13 protein-coding genes are annotated in these 18,291 nt (G+C 56.7%); 2 read left to right on the top strand and 11 right to left on the bottom strand.

What is annotated here, in order from left to right; translation table 11 throughout:
- The 10 genes from P0120_10270 to exbB all read right to left on the bottom strand — a co-directional run bounded on the left by P0120_10270 (nucleotide 1) and on the right by exbB (nucleotide 15,176).
- Entirely contained in the window at nucleotides 1–5,349 is a 5,349-nt protein-coding gene (locus P0120_10270) for an amino acid adenylation domain-containing protein (GenBank protein MDF0674702.1), read from the bottom strand.
- A gap of 362 nt (nucleotides 5,350–5,711) precedes the next feature.
- On the bottom strand, nucleotides 5,712–8,321 hold the full coding sequence (locus P0120_10265; GenBank protein MDF0674701.1) for a TonB-dependent receptor: 2,610 nt from the start codon (nucleotides 8,319–8,321) through the stop codon (nucleotides 5,712–5,714).
- Nucleotides 8,322–8,418: 97 nt separating this feature from the next.
- Nucleotides 8,419–9,408, bottom strand: coding sequence for a FecR family protein (locus P0120_10260; protein MDF0674700.1), 990 nt, complete (start codon nucleotides 9,406–9,408; stop codon nucleotides 8,419–8,421).
- A gap of 73 nt (nucleotides 9,409–9,481) precedes the next feature.
- The gene (locus P0120_10255) at nucleotides 9,482–10,078 is read right to left on the bottom strand and encodes an RNA polymerase sigma factor (GenBank protein ID MDF0674699.1); all 597 of its coding nucleotides are present in this window, start codon (nucleotides 10,076–10,078) and stop codon (nucleotides 9,482–9,484) included.
- A 491-nt stretch (nucleotides 10,079–10,569) separates the two neighbouring features.
- Nucleotides 10,570–10,788 (bottom strand): hypothetical protein, encoded by a 219-nt coding sequence (locus tag P0120_10250; protein MDF0674698.1) that lies wholly within the window; start codon nucleotides 10,786–10,788, stop codon nucleotides 10,570–10,572.
- Between the two features lie 657 nt (nucleotides 10,789–11,445).
- Entirely contained in the window at nucleotides 11,446–12,717 is a 1,272-nt protein-coding gene (locus P0120_10245; protein MDF0674697.1) for a PepSY-associated TM helix domain-containing protein, read from the bottom strand.
- A gap of 329 nt (nucleotides 12,718–13,046) precedes the next feature.
- Complete coding sequence (locus P0120_10240; protein ID MDF0674696.1) at nucleotides 13,047–13,505, bottom strand: hypothetical protein; 459 nt, start codon at nucleotides 13,503–13,505, stop codon at nucleotides 13,047–13,049.
- A 54-nt stretch (nucleotides 13,506–13,559) separates the two neighbouring features.
- The gene (locus P0120_10235; GenBank protein ID MDF0674695.1) at nucleotides 13,560–14,390 is read right to left on the bottom strand and encodes an energy transducer TonB; all 831 of its coding nucleotides are present in this window, start codon (nucleotides 14,388–14,390) and stop codon (nucleotides 13,560–13,562) included.
- On the bottom strand, nucleotides 14,387–14,761 hold the full coding sequence (locus P0120_10230) for a biopolymer transporter ExbD (GenBank protein ID MDF0674694.1): 375 nt from the start codon (nucleotides 14,759–14,761) through the stop codon (nucleotides 14,387–14,389). The genes P0120_10235 and P0120_10230 overlap by 4 nt, the downstream gene beginning before the upstream one ends.
- Nucleotides 14,751–15,176 (bottom strand): TonB-system energizer ExbB, encoded by a 426-nt coding sequence (gene exbB, locus P0120_10225; protein ID MDF0674693.1) that lies wholly within the window; start codon nucleotides 15,174–15,176, stop codon nucleotides 14,751–14,753. Before exbB ends, P0120_10230 begins: the two co-directional genes overlap by 11 nt.
- A gap of 429 nt (nucleotides 15,177–15,605) precedes the next feature.
- On the opposite strand from exbB, the gene P0120_10220 reads away from it, so the two are divergent.
- Nucleotides 15,606–16,373 carry a TatD family hydrolase gene (locus P0120_10220; protein ID MDF0674692.1) on the top strand — a complete coding sequence of 256 codons (768 nt, stop codon included), beginning with the start codon at nucleotides 15,606–15,608 and terminating at the stop codon, nucleotides 16,371–16,373.
- Here the strand turns inward: P0120_10220 and P0120_10215 are convergent.
- A complete protein-coding gene (locus P0120_10215; GenBank protein ID MDF0674691.1) occupies nucleotides 16,360–16,881 on the bottom strand; it encodes an NYN domain-containing protein in 522 nt (173 codons plus the stop codon). The two genes, P0120_10220 and P0120_10215, sit on opposite strands and share 14 nt — an antisense overlap.
- A 126-nt stretch (nucleotides 16,882–17,007) precedes the next feature.
- On the opposite strand from P0120_10215, the gene P0120_10210 reads away from it, so the two are divergent.
- Nucleotides 17,008–18,288: an N-acetylmuramoyl-L-alanine amidase gene (locus P0120_10210; protein ID MDF0674690.1), complete on the top strand. Its 1,281-nt coding sequence runs from the start codon at nucleotides 17,008–17,010 to the stop codon at nucleotides 18,286–18,288.
- Nucleotides 18,289–18,291 lie beyond the last annotated feature (3 nt).

Genomic DNA, 18,291 nt, shown 5'->3' with positions numbered 1-18,291 from the left:
TCAGATTCCGCGTGTCATCGTCCGTCGTTGTTCTCGCTGCCGCTTCAACCGTTGCGCGCCTGCTATTCGTCGTTCCTTTACCTCTTGTGTCTGTTCGGTTTGAGCAGCCGCTCCACGACCTTCCATGAGGGGCCGCCCATCGGTGACATATGCGGCCAAGTCCTGCACGGTGGGATATTGAAATAACTCCACCATCCCCAGTGGCCGCTTGCTCAGTGAGCGAACCTGCGTCAGCACCTTACCGAGGAGAAGAGAATGCCCGCCGAGATCGAAAAAGTTGTCGTGCCGACCGACTGCTTCAAGGCCGAGAACAGCTTTCCAAATGTCTGCGATCGCCCGCTCGGTCTCGGTCTGAAGTGGAGCCGACCGTGGCTCCGCCATCTGAATCCGTCCGGCGAGATTCCTCAAGGCTTGACGATCCACCTTCCCACGCGATGTGAGCGGAAAGCCGTCGAGGAATACCCATGCCGTGGGAATCATGTACCCGGGCAGACGGTCGGCCAGGAAACTCCGAAGATCCTGCGCCGTCACGCCGCCCTCCGCCCGCGACACGACATAGCCCACCAATTGCGGCTCTCCCCTTCGTGCCCCAGCCGGCAAACCAGACTGAGCGTTCAATTCCTGGAAGACCCGCGCATCCTTCACGGCCGGATGTTGCTTCACCCGAACCTCAATTTCCTCCGGTTCGACCCGGAATCCGCGAACCTTTATTTGGTCGTCGTATCGCCCGAGAAATTCCACATTCCCGTCCGCGAGTCGCCGGACCTTGTCGCCGGTCCGATACAGTCGCCGGCCCGGTGCGTGGCTGAAACAGTCCGGGAGAAACTTTTCGGCAGTCCAAGCCGGCTGACGATGGTACCCTCGGACTAAGCCAACCCCACCGATGTAGAGCTCTCCTGCCACCCCGATCGGAACCGGTTGCAAGGCAGGATTGAGGACATACAATTGCACGTTCGCAATCGGTCGGCCGATCGGCACCGTAGCTGCCGACATCCAATCCTTCTGTCGCTCCGGCACAAAGTAGCTCGCCGTGATCGTGGCTTCAGTCGGTCCATACGAGTTGCACCAGGCGATGCGGTCCCCGGCAAGTCGTTGCCACCGCACCAGACTATCCGGCAGAGCCTTCTCACTCCCCACGATGACCCAACGGATCGAAGGCGGAAGCGCTGTTTCGGTCTGCTCACTCGCCTCAATCCATTCATCCCAGTATGGCGTCGGCAAGTTCAACACGGTGAGACCGTGGTCCTCGATGAACTGCTCCAAATCCGAAAACGCCGGCACCGGCTCGTTCGGGCGCAACACCACCGTTGCACCGGCCGCCCAGGTCGGAAAGCACTCCTCAGCCGCGACATCGAAGCTGATCGAGGCGAATTGCAGCACACGATCGGTCGGCTGAAGACCGTAATGCCTCGCCATGGCCGTACTATGATTGACCAACGCTCGGTGGGAGATTTCGATCCCCTTCGGTGCACCTGTCGTCCCGGAGGTATACAGAACATAGGCCAAGTTCTCCGGAACAGTGCGCCACCGGGAATCGCTGTCGGGCAAAGTCGTAACGGTCGTCCACGCTTCGTCCAGTGCGATGATCGGAACCGTCCGGTTCTGAAAATTCTCGACAAATCGTTTTTGAGTGAGCACCAGCTGCGCGCCGCTGTCCTCGATCATGAAACCGAGTCGTTCGCGGGGATACGATGGATCCATCGGCACATAGGTGGCTCCGGCTTTGAGAATTCCCAGCAGACCAGCGACCATCTCCAGCGAGCGTTCCATGCAAAGCGCCACGCGGCTTTCTATCGCGATGCCCTGCGATCTGAGATAACGGGCAAGTTGGTTGGCTCGTTCATTGAGGAATCGGTAGCTGTACGACGCCCCGTTCCACACCATCGCAAGGGCATCCGGCGTGAGTCGTGCTTGCTCTTCGAACAGGTGATGGAGGCAGGACTCGTGTGGATAAGACGCGGCCGTATTATTACAATCCTCAAGTAAGTGTCTTCTCTCATCCTGGCTCAACATGCCGAGTTCGCTCACGCGGGCTTCAGGATGCAGCGCAACCTGCCTCAACAATTCCTGAAAATGTCCGGCCATGCGCGCGATGGTTTCGCCGGCGAACAGGTCCGTGTTGTACTCAAACACTGCCTCCAATGTCCCGTCTTTCATTGCCACCAGCTCAAGCGTGAGGTCGAAGGCGGATGTCTGTGGGCTCGTCTTCATCCGGCGGACATCCAGACCGTCCAGTCGGCAGAGATCGGGCTGGTCCTCCTCCACAGTCAACATGACCTGATAGAGCGGTGTATGGCTGAGGCTGCGCGGCACGTGGAGCACATCGACCAACCGCTCAAAAGGAAGCTCTTGGTTGGCCTGTGCTCCAAGGACGGTCTTTCGGACTCGTGCTAGAAGCTCTAAAAATGAAGGACTACCGGACAGATCGGCACGCAATGCGACCGTGTTGACGAAACAGCCGATAATCGAATCACATTCCGGCTGTGATCGGTTGGCCACAGGTGTGCCGACACAAAATTCAGACTGCCCGCTGTAGCGGGCCAAGAGCACGTTGAACGAAGCTAGAACGGTCATGAACAGTGACGCCTGCTGGCTGCAACCAATTACGAATAGTTGCCGTCCTACCTCCGCATCCACTGTCCAGGCATATCGCTCACCCTGCTGCCCTTGCACAGCGGGTCGCGGAAAATCGAATGGCAGCGTGAGCACAGGTACGGATTCCAGCTGTCGACGCCAATAGGTCTCTTGCCGTTTCCATTCGTGACTGTCCACACATTCACGTTGATGGAGGACCATATCCAAATACTGTTTCGATAGAATGGGCAAAGGGGAATCAAACCCGTTTTTGAATGCCCCATACAGCTGCACCAGTTCCCGGGCAAGGAGGCGCATGGACCAGCCGTCGGCGACAATGTGATGGATCGTGAGCAACAAGACATGCTCGGTTTGGCTGAGACGAAGAAGCCGCACTCGAATCAAGGGTCCGGTCGCCAGATCAAACGACTGTCGGGCCTCTTTCAAGGTCAACCGTCTGACCTGTTCTTCTTGAGCCGGTCCTGACACACCTGTGAGATTCTCAATTGGAAGAGGCAGGTCAACATGCGGAGCGATAACCTGACCGGGATAGCCGTGAGAGACAACAAATCTCGCCCGAAGGATTTCATGGCGCCGCACGATTTCAGCCAAAGCACGATGAAACGACTCAAGATTGAGCGCTCCCTCAATCCTCAAGGCGACCGGAATATTGTTGAACGAGTTTACCTGCGAAAGTTGATCGAGAAACCAGAATCGTTCTTGGGAAAAAGATAGGGGCATGATGCCGTTCCAACTCGTCGATTCGGGCTTTCTCTGCGACAGAGATTCGGTCGATCGACATGTCGGTTTGATCAGCGCCGCCAGACCCGCTACCGTTGGTGCGTCGAACAGAGATTCGAGGGGAAGATCGACTGCGTAGGTTTCGCGTACCCTCGCCAGTACTTGCGTCCCTCGCAACGAGTCTCCGCCCAGTTCGAAAAAATTGTCGTGAGGCCCTATGCGGGCACAGTCAAGCACCTGAGCCCAGATTTCGCCCACTGTTTTAATCATGCCATTGTCGGCATCCTCAGCGGCAGAATCGGTCGGTCCTGCCACCCTCTTATCCAGAAACGTTTCAATTGCTTCCAGCTCTTGCGCAAGAAATTTCGTCCGACACAGGTGCCGCTGAACCTTCCCGCTCGAAGTCTTGGGAAGGGTTCCAGGCTTGATGAGAACCACAGCATGTACTTGGATTTCGTGATGCTCCGTGACAGCCCGACTGATTTCCGACGCGACATGGTCGAGATCGACCGTGGGAGCGCCGACAACTTCCTGCACCACAACCAACTGTTCCTCATCGTTGATGGGGATGGAGAAGGCCGCGCCGCAGCCGGGCTTGAGAGACGAATGGCTTTCCTGCACCGTGGTCTCAATGTCCTGCGGGTGATGGTTTCTGCCGCGGATAATGATCAGATCTTTCAATCTCCCGACCACGAACAGTTCGCCGTCCTGGCTCACTCCCAGATCGCCGGTCCGAAGATACGGACCCTCACCTGTATCCGCCATCGTTGCCGCAAACGTCAGCGCCGTGGTTTCAGGGCATTTCCAGTACCCCTGTGCCACGCTTGGACCTTTCACCCAGATTTCGCCCACCTGTCTTTGGAGGCAGCGCGACAGGGTTTCGGGGTTCACAATCATCACTTGCTGATCAGCGCCGATTCGACCACATCCGACCAAGCGTTGAGTGGAGCTATCCGCCCGAGTGGAATCGATGATCCGGCCTCGCTCCATCGCGGCTTTCTGAACGGTTCTCACAACGGGTGCCGCCCCGCGTTCACCTCCAGCGACAAACAATGTCGCTTCGGCCAGCCCGTAACAGGGATAGAATGCCTCGCGCCTGAACCCGCAAGGACCGAATTTTTCCGAAAATCGATCCAGCGTTCCGGCGTGAATGGGCTCAGCCCCGTTGAAAGCCACCAACCAAGAACTCAAGTCCAGCGAAGCTCGTTCCTCTGCAGAAATCTGGCGCACACAGAGGTCATAGGCAAAATTCGGCGCGCCGCTGGTTGTGGCACGATATCGAGAAATGGCGGACAACCACCGAACCGGTTTCTGCATGAAGTGCACGGGCGACATCAGCACACAAGGCCGGCCGAGATAGAGGGGTTGAAGAACGTTCCCGATCAGTCCCATGTCGTGATAGAGCGGAAGCCACCCAAGAACCGTCGTCTCCTCGGTATGGCCGAACGCCTCTTGAATCATGCGTTGGTTGTGCAGCAGATTCTCATGACTGACCATGACTCCTTTCGGAGATCCGGTTGACCCGGAGGTGTATTGGAGAAAGGCGAGCGTCCTCGCCGTCAAGGCAGGCGGTCTCCAAGTGCGTTCGATGCCTTCGGGTATGGCATCGGTTTCGATCCACTGGACCTTCCGGAACTCGTCCATTCCTGGATCTTGGCGGCACAGACGATCGATGCCGGCGCGGACTTTCGCCGTCGTCAAGGCAAAGGTGGCTCCTGAGTCTGCAAGGACCGCATGCAATCTTCCCAGCGTTCGCTTCCGTTGCGGAGGATAGGCCGGTACTGCGACGACCTCCGCGTACAGACAACCGAAGAATGCCGCGATATAGTCCAGACCAGGCGGATAGAGAAGGATGGCTCGTTCTCCCTGAGCTCCCAGCGACTGAAGCCAAGCCGCAATGGCACGTGCTTGACGATCCAATTCACCATACGTGACTTCGCAGGTCTCTGACTCGCCGTCGGTCAAAAATGTGTAGGCCGTTCGATTCGTGAAACGGTCGGCTCTTTGACGAGCAAGATCGACGAGCGTTACCATGTCTTTGTGTTCATCAGATGCCAATGGAGTCTTTCTCGATCATGAGAGACACCCAGGGCGTGGGATGCCGGTTGCCTGCATCCCGAATCCTCGTGAACCTCTGTAGGGTTTCTCTCGTTGCCTCAGCCGGTGAGCTCGAAGGCCATCTGCATCGAAGGGAGCCAGACTAGCGGCGTGCCAGGGCCGCGTCCCTTCTCTGATGACTGAAGCGCTCTTTACTACGTAGACGGAACACGAAGCATTTCCCTCACCTGGCCTACGCGACCTTTTGCCGAGAGGATCAGCTCCAGACCACGACGCGCCCTGTGAGGTTCCCACGGCCTACGTATTGTCTCGCTTCTGTTGAGATGATGAAGAGCCGGCTAGAAAAACTCCAGCTTCACAGAGCCGATCACCGTGAAGGGCGCGCCGGTGTAGACAACTTCCCGCATCCCCAACGTTCCGGTAAAGTACCGCTGATCCAAGACGTTGGTGAAGTTCACGGCAGCGAGTAAGTTGGTTCGGGTGAATATCTCCGGTTTCCGATAGTACACCGCGGCATCCATGCGAACAAACCCGGGAAGTTCGAACGGTTCCGGGCAATCGCCCGGATTCTGGCATTGGAACATGCCGTTCCGCTTGCCTTGGGCATACATGCCGAGTCCAGCGCCAAGGCCTTTGAGCGGACCCTCCTGGAGAAAATAGGTCGTCCAGAGACTGCCCTGGTTGAGGGGGACGTTGGGCAGTCGGCTTCCTACCAAAAATTCATTATCTTCGGTGACCCTCGCGTCGATGTAGGCATAGTTGCCGATGAGATCCCACCCCGGCAAAATCCTTCCTGCCACGTCGAACTCGATACCTTGACTCCGCTGTTCACCCGTCGCTACCAAAAACGGGAATCCGTTGATCGGATCGATCGTTGGCACATTTGTCTTATTGATGTGAAAACCGGCGATGGTCGCCCGCAACCGGTCCTCGAAGAATCGAAACTTGACCCCTCCTTCATAGGCCTTGCCCCGCTGTGGACTCAACAGCGCCCGGTCAAAGCTTCTGGTTCCGATATTAGGCATGAAGGACTCGGTATAGTTGGCATACAACGCGATGGGTTTCCAGGGTTGATAGGTCAGTCCAACGGACGGGCTGAAAGCCGTGTCGGTTTGGCCTTCCTCAGTTTGAGTCGGATCGAGATCGGTGGGACGATTGGTGAGATCCTGCTTAAAGTAATCGAACCGGCCACCGGCGTGCAGGTGGAGCTTGTCCGTGAGACTCACGTGATCGCCGAAATAGACGCCCAGAATACCGTTGACTTCTTTGCTATCATTGATTGTGGTGAGCGGGGTATCCAGAAAGAGTCGGTCGGCAGGATTAAAAACGTTAATATAGCTGAAGGCGCCAGGTATGCTGGTATCCTGACCCTGATTATCGTCGGCTGTTGTACTATCAGAGACTTCACGTCCCAGCTCGATCCCGAGGATGGTCTTGTGCTTGATCGGGCCGGTGGAAAAATTTCCGTGCAATTCATTCTGCAAATAGTAACTCTGGTTGAAAGCGGGGATGTAAAACTGTGCCAGATTCAAAATGCCATTGCTTTCGTCCCCGACGTAGAACCACGCTTCCCGGCTCCGATACTGGTCGCTGTTCACCGCCGCTCTAAAACCGGTGCGCCACCTGAACATGTCGTTGAAGTCGTGCAACAAGATCAGCGTGGCTTTCCCATTTTGCGCTATATTCATACGAGTCGGATCGCCTAAGAAGGTGCTGATCGGGATCGGCAAGACGCCTCCGCCGAAGGCGGTCAATCCGCGGTCGATGGGGGCGCGACTGTATAGGTACTCACCTTCGAACCTCAAGGTCGTCCGAGGCCCGATCTCCCACCCGATCGTCGGCGCCAGGAAGGTCCTGGTCGACTCGACCCCTTCTCGGTAACTGCCAGATGACTCGAACAGGCCGTTAAATCGAAAGGTCAGCGTCTTGCTGGCGTTCAGCGGGCCGCCGATGTCGAACTGTGGACGATACAGGTTATAACTGCCGATGAGCATTTCCGCCGAGTAATAAGGAGTTTTCAGCGGCGCCTTCGTGATTTGATTGATGACACCACCCGGATCGCCTCGACCGTACAGATAGGATGGTGGACCTTTGACGACCTCGATGCGCTCTAGGTTGATGACGTCTCGCGCGTCGGTTGAGGCGAATCTGGCGTCATCGCGAAAGCCGTTCTTGAAGACGTTGAATTCCGATGCAAATCCCCGGATCGTGAATTCGCCGGCGCGACCGCCCTGAGTGTTGGATTCCGCCACCCCGCTTACATTCCGCAGGGCCTCACTGAACCGGGTGACTTTTTGATCGTCCATCACCTGCCTCGTTACCACCTCGACAGACCGAGGGGTGTCGTGAACCGGAACGGGAATCCTGGTCGCACTCGAGGCCTCGTCAACGGTATAGGAATCTCGCCGCTCACGTTTTTCTTTCACCACAATTTCAGACACCTTAATGGGCTTCGCCATTGTGGTATCCATCGACCCAGCCTGCGATCCCGGCGTTGTGGCCTGACTTTCACCGATCGACGGCGAGGCCACGGTCGGCATTGCGGCTCCCGGCACGAGCGTGACGGCATTGCTCTCGGTCAAACGATAGATCAGTCCTGTCCCGGCCAACAGCGCCTGCAGTGCAGCTTCGGGCTGGTGGGTCCCGCTGAGCCCGGAGGAGGCCCGATCGGCGACCAGCTCGGTCGGCACACTGACCTGCCAGCCCGTCGTCTCGGCGAAGGCGTTCAGCGCGGAGCCGAGCGGTTGTGCAGAAATGTTGAACTCGATTGGGGCGCCTTTTGTTCCCGGCGGGACGCCCTGTTGCGCGAATAGGTCGTCGGCGACCGTCACGATGAGCGCGAGAAGCAGCAGGCGCCGACAGAAATCCTGCGACCACGCAGGAAACCATCGGCGGTTTCGATCGTCGTGTCGTGAAATATGTCCGTTGTCTCGTTCCTCTCTCTTCACTCAGCTCAGCGCCTCCCGTGCTTGCCCATCCTCCTGTAGACGGAAGGCGACAGGATTCACCTCACCTACTTGAGGCTGAAAAAGAGTGACGACGAATTTAGAAAAGAATCACAATGCGATCGGTCAAGCTGACCTGTCGGATCGGAAGGGTCTGGGTCAGAAGAGACAAGACTCTTGCGGGGTCTTCAAGGTTATAGGTCCCGGTCACCTGCATCTCATCGATGGCGTGGTTCCACAAGACGATCGTGCCAGGATAGTACCGACGCAATTCGTCGATCACCTGGGCGAACGGGACGCCGTTGACCACGAGCCGCCCTCGCGCCCAGGCTGAGGCCGCCGAGACATCGACGGGATACGGTTCCCCCATCCGGCCTTGCACCATATCGATCCGCGATCCGGAAGTCGCGATTGCCGGTAGGTGAGCCTCTCGTCCAGCACTGATCACATCGACTTCGACGGCGCCTTCGATGACGATAATCTGATCACCATCCGGCTCTGCCCGCACGACAAAAGCCGTTCCGACAGCCCGCGTGGTGGTGTCGGCGCTTTCCACGATGAACGGATGGGCTGGATCATGCCGGACGTTGAAGAGCGCTTCCCCTTTGAGCAAACGGATTCGTCGTGTCGAGGCGTCAAACGAAAGCTCGATCGCTGATTGAGTGTTGAGGGTAACAATCGACCGGTCCGGCAATTCAACGGTGCGGCGCTCGCCGACTTCGGTCCGATAATCGGCCCGCCATCGCGTAATAACATCGAGGTGTACCGCGACGACAATGACTAGGATGACACAAGCGGAGGCTAGAATCGACCACCGTCGACGCACCGTAGTTCTTATCTTGAACGAGGAAGGATCGGCCTGCACAGCCGCTTCCGCAGCCGCGCGCAAATCGGGACTGTTCCAAACGGTCGAAACCTTACGAAACATCAGCGCATGCGCCGGACTCTGCTCGTGCCACCCATTGAATGCCCGTCGCTCTTCCGGCGACAGGCTATCGTTCTGTAACCGAATAAGCCACGCCACGGCTTCCTTCCGGAGCCTGGCTTCTTCACAAGGAAACATGTCGCCTGATTCGTTTGTTCGCTGCATGAGGCGGCCTCGTCGGCTGATGCTCGACGAGGCCGCTTAGTATACAGTGTGACGAATCGGAGGACCACCTTCCTCACTCAGCGTTGTTTAACGATTCGAGCGCTTCACAGCTCCGATCCAGCGCGCGCATCAGCAACTTCTCCACAGCGCTTTCAGAGATATTCATACGCCTCGCGATCTCTTGATAGGAGTACCCATACACCCGGCAGAGCAGGAAGGCTTCGCGGGTTCGAGAGGGCAAACGTTCAATCGCTTGAAGGACGATTCGAAACCGCTGTTTTCCGAGCAACTCGCGTTCCGGAGAGGGCGCGTGGCTGGGCACCGCCATCGCGGCATCCAAACCATCGGCGGCATGGACCGGATGCTTTTCTTTTCGTAAATGGTCGATCGCCAGGTTGGCCGCAATCCGGTGAAGCAAGGCGCGCGGCTGCTCGACGGCTTGCTGATCGCCCAGCCGCAGCAGCCGCACATACGTATCTTGCACAAGATCGGCGGCTGTCTCGTGAGATCTCACCATACCGACAAGGCGACGGGTGAGTTCCTCGCGGTACTGATGAAACAAGCCTGCGATCTGCTCATACGTGAGCGTTAGAGAGGTACCCGCCGACTCACGAGCATCGCACGATACCATGGACTCTATTCCAACAAGATTCATGCCCTGGATCCTCATCGTGTATCTCCTCAAAATCCTTTGTGCGAAATAAGAAAGCCCACGGTGTCCCTTGATACCTCGGAGTCCGATCTGCAACGACCCCGGGCCTCGTTTAGTGCTGGTTGCTGGATACCGAGTGTTTTCAACTAGACCCGAACACAGCTGTAAAAGCGCCGAAGGCCGCGGCCATCAATACAACAAGGTCCATGGTTCCTCTACGGCCTATCCAAGCCTTCCTCGACAGTGACCGTCGCCCTACTCTCCGAAACATTCGACCATATCCACATAGTTGCCCCAGCCGACATGAGAATGCTGATCGCCGTCGCCAAGCTAAGGACCACCGCAAGATCGTTACGAGATGCGATGCCATACCTCTTCACAGCCGACCCTTCAACGGTCTTGCACGAAGGCAGTGCACTACGCCTGGCCTGTGCGTCGTCCATGCGTGCGTCCCACGCCTCCAAGCAATTCCTCTCCACAACTTGGGTCGGACACTCGTGGCTCTCGTCTCAGTGACATCCTTCGGAGAAGGAGGACCGTCCTCCTGCCGACGCCTGAAAGGGTCCGGATTGTCCCACAATCCCTGCAAGGCGTCGTATCGATTCAGCAAACTTCTGAAACTCGTCGCGGGTGAAGTGCAGGGTGACGGAACCTAACGTCACATGCAGTTTGCCGCAATCGCACAGGACCAACCTCATCGCTCCATCGGCTTGTAACGTATTTTTCACAGTGTCCTCACCTTTCGTCGATCAATGTTCGAACCTATTTGCCGACACGATGATTCATCAATGTGATGGGTCGGCTTGGGCGGATTTGAGTCTCCCTGCGGTACCAACCGCAGTTAACACATTTCCAGCATCGCGTTTGGTAGTAATCGAGCGCTTGCTCGCCTACCAGGAAACCTCCGCATCGCTTGCAGTTTGATATCATGATTTCTTCTCCTCAGGCTTGTCTGAAGCGGTTCCTGTTCCTGCTTTGCCACCGGCCAATCGCCTTGCCGAGATCCCCGCCAGGACGATGCTCGTCCTCGACCCGATGCCGGCCCTCCATCCAACCAACAACACCGTAACGCGGCAGTGCGGAGCGCTGCTTTCGGATCTCTGTCCCAAAACAAAAAAGCCCAAAGCATCTAACGACGCCTTGGGCTCCGGTCAATGCGACCTCTGGCCTCTTGGTTCCTGCGACTGCTAATCGATGATAGGGCTTCGTTGCCTGGCAGACATCTCCTTGATAGGAGTTCTCAATATCATTATTGCAGGACGTTGTCAACCCCTCAGGCTAGAGTTCGGTGGGAAATCTTTCGTTGTCTTGGGTCACGTTCGCTATGGCGGGTGGCAAGACGTGATGCCGAGTCACCTGTCGCGATGGAACGGCTTCAGATACGATCAATCCGGTAACAGAGGAAGGCGATGATAATGTTCTGGATCATATGCCGATTGCCGGCGATGCGCCTGTCGCTTGAGCCACCACATGCGCAGCGCAGTGACGTAAAGCACGAGGGGAACAAACCCGATGAAGAACACGATCCATCGACCGGCGAGGCCGAATGCTTCGCCGTTGTGCAGAGGGAAGAGCCAAGCCAAAAACGTTTCGCCGCCGGTAAACTGCCGCCAATCGTGGACACGAAGGATCTTACCGCTGTATTGATCCAGCCAGACTTGGCTTTGACCGCTCGATTCCATGACCTCGCCCGGCTGGCGCAGGCTGATTTGATAGACATCCGTGTCCCCATGAGGAATGCTGATGGACCGCAACTCCCCTTCCGGAAACACTCGCCCCGTGAGCGCGATCGCCTCCTCGACGGACAACGGCAGAGTGCCTGCAATTGGAATGGATTGCAGCGTTTCTTCTTCAGGAAATTCTTGAACCGGCGAAAAGAGTCGAACGATCGGAACCACATAGTCGCTGAATTCCAGGTACAGACCGGTGAAGGCGAGCATCCCCAGGATGATCGCGCTGTAGAATCCACTGAGTTTGTGCCATTCGTACTGTCGACGAATCGGGCTCCTGGCCGATGTGAAGGTGAGTGCCTGACGGAGGCGACCGGGACGCGGCCACCAGAGGTACAGACCGGTAATGATCGAGACAAGCAGGGCGATAGCGACAAACCCTAATATCGCCGCACCAACATCGTCCATCAGAAGCGATGCATGCAGCTTGTAGATGAACGAAACCAGGTATCCGCCCCATTCACGGTCTTTGGTCAGCACGACTGCCGTATACGGATCGATGGCCACTTGAAACCAACTGAAGCCACCGACTGTATCGGCCGGCACCTTGTGCCAGGTGAGAAAGACACCCCGCGGGTGGGACGGCCATTCGACGCTATCCAGTACGCCATCGGATGGGCCAGCCGTCCTGGCCACCGCGACGATCTCATTCAAGGGTCGATAGGAACTCTCGCCGTTCGTCGTCACGAGCGCGGGATTCAACCATTCGTCGATGGCCTTATAGAAGACCAAGAAGCTGCCGGTGAGGCTCATCAATACGAACAGCCCGCCGCCGAACAGTCCCAGATAGAGATGGATCTTCAGCCAAAACCTTTTTAATTTAAAATGAGGCTGCGCCGACGCTGGTGAATCAAGGCCCGCAGAAGCACCAATGGGGTCGATCAAGTCCGGTTGTGTGATGTTGGACCTAAACTGGTCGGCAATCATGTCGCTGCGCCTAATGGGATAAGAACCGCGCGGCCTGTAGCCGGTAGTTCAGATTCCCGATCCCTTGGCCTTGCAGGGGATGGTGTGTGTGGACGGAAGTTACCGCGGACGCGACATGAGCCCGTGAGGCGGCCAGCCACCTATGGCGGACGCGTGAATCCGGATGAATCGCCTGCAGCGCACGCACTTGATAACCAGACTTCGACCTTCCCAGCGAGCCACCAGCTTCCCGCAGTGGCACCGGACGTCCATACCCAATGCGGTTGACACGCGCGACTCATTCATGACCCTACCCCGTTCGCCGAATGCTGTGGTCCGGCGAAGAAGGCCTACTTGAATGTCAGTTTTTTCAGTTCCGCGGCCGGCAATTCGACTTCCCCGAATTCTGATTGCCCTTTGAAACTGCCTGCGACGGCCAAGATAAACTCCCCCGTCTTGCCGTCGTTGAGTGTAATCGTCACGTTCGGCGCTGTGCCGTTACCTGATGGCTTGAGGTCGATATGTTTGATACCGTCGAACTTGATTTTGACGGTGGCAGTACCACGCTTCACGGGTAGCTCACGCATCTCGTGCGGCACAAACGCGGTTTCACTGATCTTTTCTTCGTAATAGAAAGTGACGTTCTTGACGTCTGTTTCAACGCTCTTCGCATCAACCGCCACGGCGTGGAAGGCCTTCTCGCTCTTGTTCTGGGCCCAGGCTGGATCGGCAAATAGGCAAAGCATCCCAATAACAGACATGAAGGACGCGGAGCGAATGATTGAGCGTCTGATCGTCCGGCGATTCATCGTGATTCTCCTTGTGTATGTGTTCCACTCGACGAGAGTTTCTTGCGCCGCTTGTTACCCGTCCAATCGATAACTGATCGGAACCAGAATGGTAATCTGCGACCTCTCCAATTGATGTTTGAGCGTCAACGGGGAGGCTTTCTTCATGACCACCAAGGCCTCCTCATCCAGCAGCGCGTGGCCTGAGCTTTCAGCGACACTGAGCTCTCCCACTGTCCCGTCCGCCTTGATGACTGCCTGGACGACGACTCGGCCTTCCCAATGGTTGGTTCTCGCCAGGGCCGGATAGCGCTTTAATTCTTCGATCCGCTTCCAAAGCATGTCGCGGAGCCAGCCGTAATCTGCTTGGGTCCGGCGATATTGCACCGGCCGGTACTGCACCATGCGGTGCTCCAAGACAGGCCCTTGAGATTCAACCGGAGACGCCTGTTCAACAATCTGCGGAGTGAATGATTCGACCGTTTGTGCGACGGCGGCTTCCGATGTGACGACCTGATTTTCAGCCGACTCCACGGGAGCATGTTCCATCACTGGCTCTGCGTTGGTGACCACCGACTCCTGGTGTGTCATTGGCTGAGGCTGTTGAGCGATCGGCTTGGATGTCGGTCTGACGGGTGGCTTCGGCGTGACGGGTGAAGGAGGAGGCTGAACCACCGATTCGGCCGGTGGCGATTCGGATTGCGTCGGAGCTTCCACCATCGAGACGTCCCAGTGAAACGACTCCAGCAGAATCGGCTTGTCAATTTCCGCCATGAAGAGAACAGCGCCCACCACAGCCATGCCATGAAGCAGCAGGGAGACCGTCCACCCTCGGGCCTGCTCTCCAACAGCACTTCTGTCGACGGCAGTGCGTACGCCGACCTGACTAAACTCGATGGTCGTCATGATCGCAGGACCTCAAGACTCACATGTCTAAATCCAAGTCCCCTCACTTCATCGACCACTCCCACGAACCGCTCCAAGACGGTGACTCGATCAGCCCGCAATACGACCGCTGACTCGCGAGGATGCCCATTCAAGGCGGTCGTCAGCCCGTTCGTGGGGATGGATTGGTCATTCAGAAACAGCCGGCCATCGGACGTCAAGGTAATCATCAGCGGCACGTCCTGGTGATCGCTGACTTCCTTCGCTTTCGCCAGTTCGACCGGCACTTGTCCCGTCGAAATGAACGTCGCCGTGGTCAAGACAATGACCAAGAGGACCAGCATCACGTCCACGAGAGGAATGACATTGATCTGATTCAGCTCACGCTCCATGCTGCACCTTGTACAGCGTAAGCAGTTCGGAGACACGACGTCGGAGGATGTTGTTCAGCACGACGCACGGGATCGCGACCAACAGCCCAATAGCCGTCGCCTTGAGCGCCAGGCTTAACCCGACCATAATGGAACTGACCGCCATCGTTCCCGATGTGCCCATCGTATGGAAGGTCAACATAATCCCCAACACGGTGCCCAAGAGACCAATGTACGGCGCATTGGCAGCCACCGTTCCGATCACGACCAGCCGTTTTGTCAGGTCGATTTCCATGATCTGAATATTCTCGAACTGATTGAGGCCCACACGTCGATAGTAGAGCCATCGTTCCACCGCCACGGCCAGTGCCCAGAGACTGAGCGCTAAGAGCAGCCCAATGATCCCGTAATCCACCAAATCCTTAAGCGCGTCCATATTGCGATTCCTTGGTTCTGAGCCGACGCTGAACATTCCCGACGGCACCACTTCATATAGAAGACGATTGAGCGTACAAAACCCTCACCATGAAATGATCAAATCTTCTCCTCTATGACTCCCAAATCACTGGAACGTCGGCGACATTGACCTATCCATTCCATATCGGCCGGCAATAAAAAGCCCAAGACCGCCGCCTGGCGATCTTGGGCTCTGGAGGTACAGTACTCTGGCCTCTGACCGATGGCCTATTTCATCGCGGCCTCGGCATTGATTGTGAGGATTACGGTCCGTACATCATCACGTTTCGTTCTAGCAATCCCTCTCCTTAGTTTAGGCGGCTCCACGACTGATCGATTCGATGGCTTCCGTCATTCAGCGCCCTGTCCGACTATCTCCGGAGCAATCGCCCATGTTACGATGCGCCCGATGATCGACACGCACACGCACCTCGATGATGCTCGTTATAACGACGATAGAGACACAGTCATCACCCGCGCGCGGAATGCAGGGGTTGAGGCATTCGTCACTATCGGCTGTGATCTGACGACCAGCCAAGCAGCCGTCGCGCTCGCTGAGCGATATCCTTTTGTGTACGCGTCAGTCGGTGTTCATCCGCACGAGGTCAAACATGTCCGGGACGGCTGGTACGATGAATTCCGGCGCCTGGCGAAAAACAAAAACGTGGTGGCCTATGGGGAAATCGGGCTCGACTACCATTACAATCACTCCTCACCAGATGAACAACGTGATCGGTTCCGCGAACAGATTCAGCTTGCGCGCGAGCTCGCGCTGCCCGTGATCATTCACACGAGGGAGGCACAGGAGGATACGGTTACAATTCTAAAGGAAGAGAGAGCGTCAGAGATTGGTGGGGTATTTCACTGTTTTTCCGGAGATAGCTGGCTGGCGGAAAAAGCTTTGGAGCTTGGATTCTACCTGTCGTTTTCCGGAATTCTCACGTTTCAAAACGCGACTCCGCTGCGCGAGATCGCCAAACAGACCCCGTTGGATCGCGTGCTCATCGAAACCGATTGCCCATATCTCACGCCCGTTCCCTACCGAGGGAAACGCAACGAACCAGCCTATGTATCCCAGGTGGCCAAACAACTTGCCGTGCTCCACCCCGAACTGTCCCTCGACGATGTGCAGCGAATAACCACCGTGAATGCCAGGCGACTTTTCAAAATCGCCTGAGTCGGCGGTCTCGCTGCCTCTGCGCCTTTGGAAGCTTGCGAGGATTTCCCTTCTTCTCCGGTCCGCGTCTCGGGCGAGTGTCGTCCCCAGAATCTAGTTCTTTGTATGGTATGGTGCCGACCGCCCCCGATGACATGCGGAGCTTACCCGCAAACTCCCGAGCACCTATGGAAAAGGCCCCATGGGCTTTGGCCGCATTCACGATCTCGTGATCGGAGCTGACGACCGCACAATCCGCCCCATACTCCCGTGCCAACCGTTGGATGACCTGATCCGCCCGCTCACCCCGTTTTGAATAGATCACCTGGACTCCGGCACGATGCTCCCGCTGCTCCGATGGTCGGCCCTGCTGCCAGCCGTCGAAGACGACGGTGATGAAGTAATTCTTTCGATGCCGATAGGCCGCAAGATCGTGCACCAACGTTTCGCGGGCCGATTCAAGGTGTCCGGAAAGGCTTCCGGCACCAGCCAGCACGTTATACCCATCGACGATCAGATGTGTCGGCATACCTCACGCTATCGTGGTCATGCGCAAACAGTCAATCTGAACTCCGCATAGCCAACCGGTGTAATTCTTGACAAGGCGGCAGACATCTGAGAATAGTTTCCCATTGACTTCTACTGATAAGGGCCCATGCGCGCACGAAAGCCTCGGCTGCTTTCAATCAAGTCCCTCACCCTTCTCTTGTCCAGTACCATCTTCCTGTCCGCATACGGGATCCTCATCCAAGCGGCCTGGGCTTGGACTTCCCATGATCACTATCCTCTGCCGGTGATGTCATCGGAACACAGTCGCGTCGCAGGAACGACTGCTTCCCTTGCTCCCGTTACCGTTCGCAATTTCCCTGTGATGACGACCCCGGAGAGAACCAGACTGGTCTTGGATCTTGATTGGCATGCCACTGTCATCCAACAACGAGCGACCAATCCAAGTCGCGTGATGATCGCCCTTCCCAACGCAAGGCTCAGCCAACCAGTTCAAACGAAGGCCACGAATGGGACCATCCCGTCACCCTTCATAGTCACTCAACCATCCTCCCACGCTGTCACGGTGTCTCTTCCGACCATCTCGTTCCGGACCTATAGGCACTTCTCTCTTTCTCATCCGCCTCGCTTAGTCATTGACGTGACTCCGCCCCCTGCACAAGTCCTTCCTAACACACCTGACTCGCATGGAGTCCCTCAGCAGTCAACTTCACCAGTCTCGCAACCCATAACGCCGCGCGCCAAGGGATACACAACCATTGTGATCGATCCCGGCCATGGTGGGAAAGATCCTGGCGCAAGAGGCCTCAGAAAGACCGAGGAGAAGGATATTACCCTCAAGGTGGGACTCCAGCTTCGTGAGCTCCTAGGCCGACGGCCTGGCGTACGCGTGTTGATGACCCGGGACCGTGATATGTTCATTGACCTGGAAGACCGGGCCAGGTTTGCAAACAGCAACGAAGCCGATCTCTTTGTCTCCATCCATGTCAACTCTCATCCGTCACGCGCGGTCAAAGGGATTGAAATCTATCACTTTGGAGAGGCCAAGGATCAGCGGGCTCTCGAGGTCGCAGCACGGGAGAACGGCACCCCCATCAGCAACACCGGAGTCGGATGGGAATACCTCGTGGCGGATCTCTTAACGACGAAGAAGATCGAGGCGTCCCTTGACCTCGCTTGGAACGCGAAAGAAGCCATGATTTCCCGGATGAACGGGCAATACGTGGTCAACGACCATGGCGTGAAGACGGCACCATTTTATGTATTGCGGTTTACGAGTATGCCGAGCATCCTGGCCGAGATCGCCTATATTTCCAACCCTGATGAAGAAGATCTCCTCAGAAAACCTGCGTTCGTCCGGGATGTCGCTCAATCCCTCTACCATGGCATTGTTTCATTCCTTACCGATAATCGACAGAACATCCGATGATCG

The sequence above is a fragment of the Nitrospira sp. genome (assembly GCA_029194675.1).
In the GTDB taxonomy this organism is placed as follows: domain Bacteria; phylum Nitrospirota; class Nitrospiria; order Nitrospirales; family Nitrospiraceae; genus Nitrospira_D.
The sequence above is the reverse complement of the archived record's forward strand: the minus strand, read 5'-3'. Positions and strand labels throughout refer to the sequence as shown.

What these genes read in the sequence shown, in the direction of transcription:
- exbB (MDF0674693.1), bottom strand. Translation starts at nt 15,176, where the DNA reads ATGGACGCGCTTAAGGATTTGGTGGATTACGGGATCATTGGGCTGCTC.
- P0120_10220 (MDF0674692.1), top strand. Translation starts at nt 15,606, where the DNA reads ATGATCGACACGCACACGCACCTCGATGATGCTCGTTATAACGACGAT.
- P0120_10210 (MDF0674690.1), top strand. Translation starts at nt 17,008, where the DNA reads ATGCGCGCACGAAAGCCTCGGCTGCTTTCAATCAAGTCCCTCACCCTT.
- P0120_10240 (MDF0674696.1), bottom strand. Translation starts at nt 13,505, where the DNA reads ATGAATCGCCGGACGATCAGACGCTCAATCATTCGCTCCGCGTCCTTC.
- P0120_10270 (MDF0674702.1), bottom strand. Translation starts at nt 5,349, where the DNA reads ATGGTAACGCTCGTCGATCTTGCTCGTCAAAGAGCCGACCGTTTCACG.
- P0120_10255 (MDF0674699.1), bottom strand. Translation starts at nt 10,078, where the DNA reads ATGAGGATCCAGGGCATGAATCTTGTTGGAATAGAGTCCATGGTATCG.
- P0120_10230 (MDF0674694.1), bottom strand. Translation starts at nt 14,761, where the DNA reads ATGGAGCGTGAGCTGAATCAGATCAATGTCATTCCTCTCGTGGACGTG.
- P0120_10245 (MDF0674697.1), bottom strand. Translation starts at nt 12,717, where the DNA reads ATGATTGCCGACCAGTTTAGGTCCAACATCACACAACCGGACTTGATC.
- P0120_10260 (MDF0674700.1), bottom strand. Translation starts at nt 9,408, where the DNA reads ATGCAGCGAACAAACGAATCAGGCGACATGTTTCCTTGTGAAGAAGCC.
- P0120_10235 (MDF0674695.1), bottom strand. Translation starts at nt 14,390, where the DNA reads ATGACGACCATCGAGTTTAGTCAGGTCGGCGTACGCACTGCCGTCGAC.
- P0120_10215 (MDF0674691.1), bottom strand. Translation starts at nt 16,881, where the DNA reads ATGCCGACACATCTGATCGTCGATGGGTATAACGTGCTGGCTGGTGCC.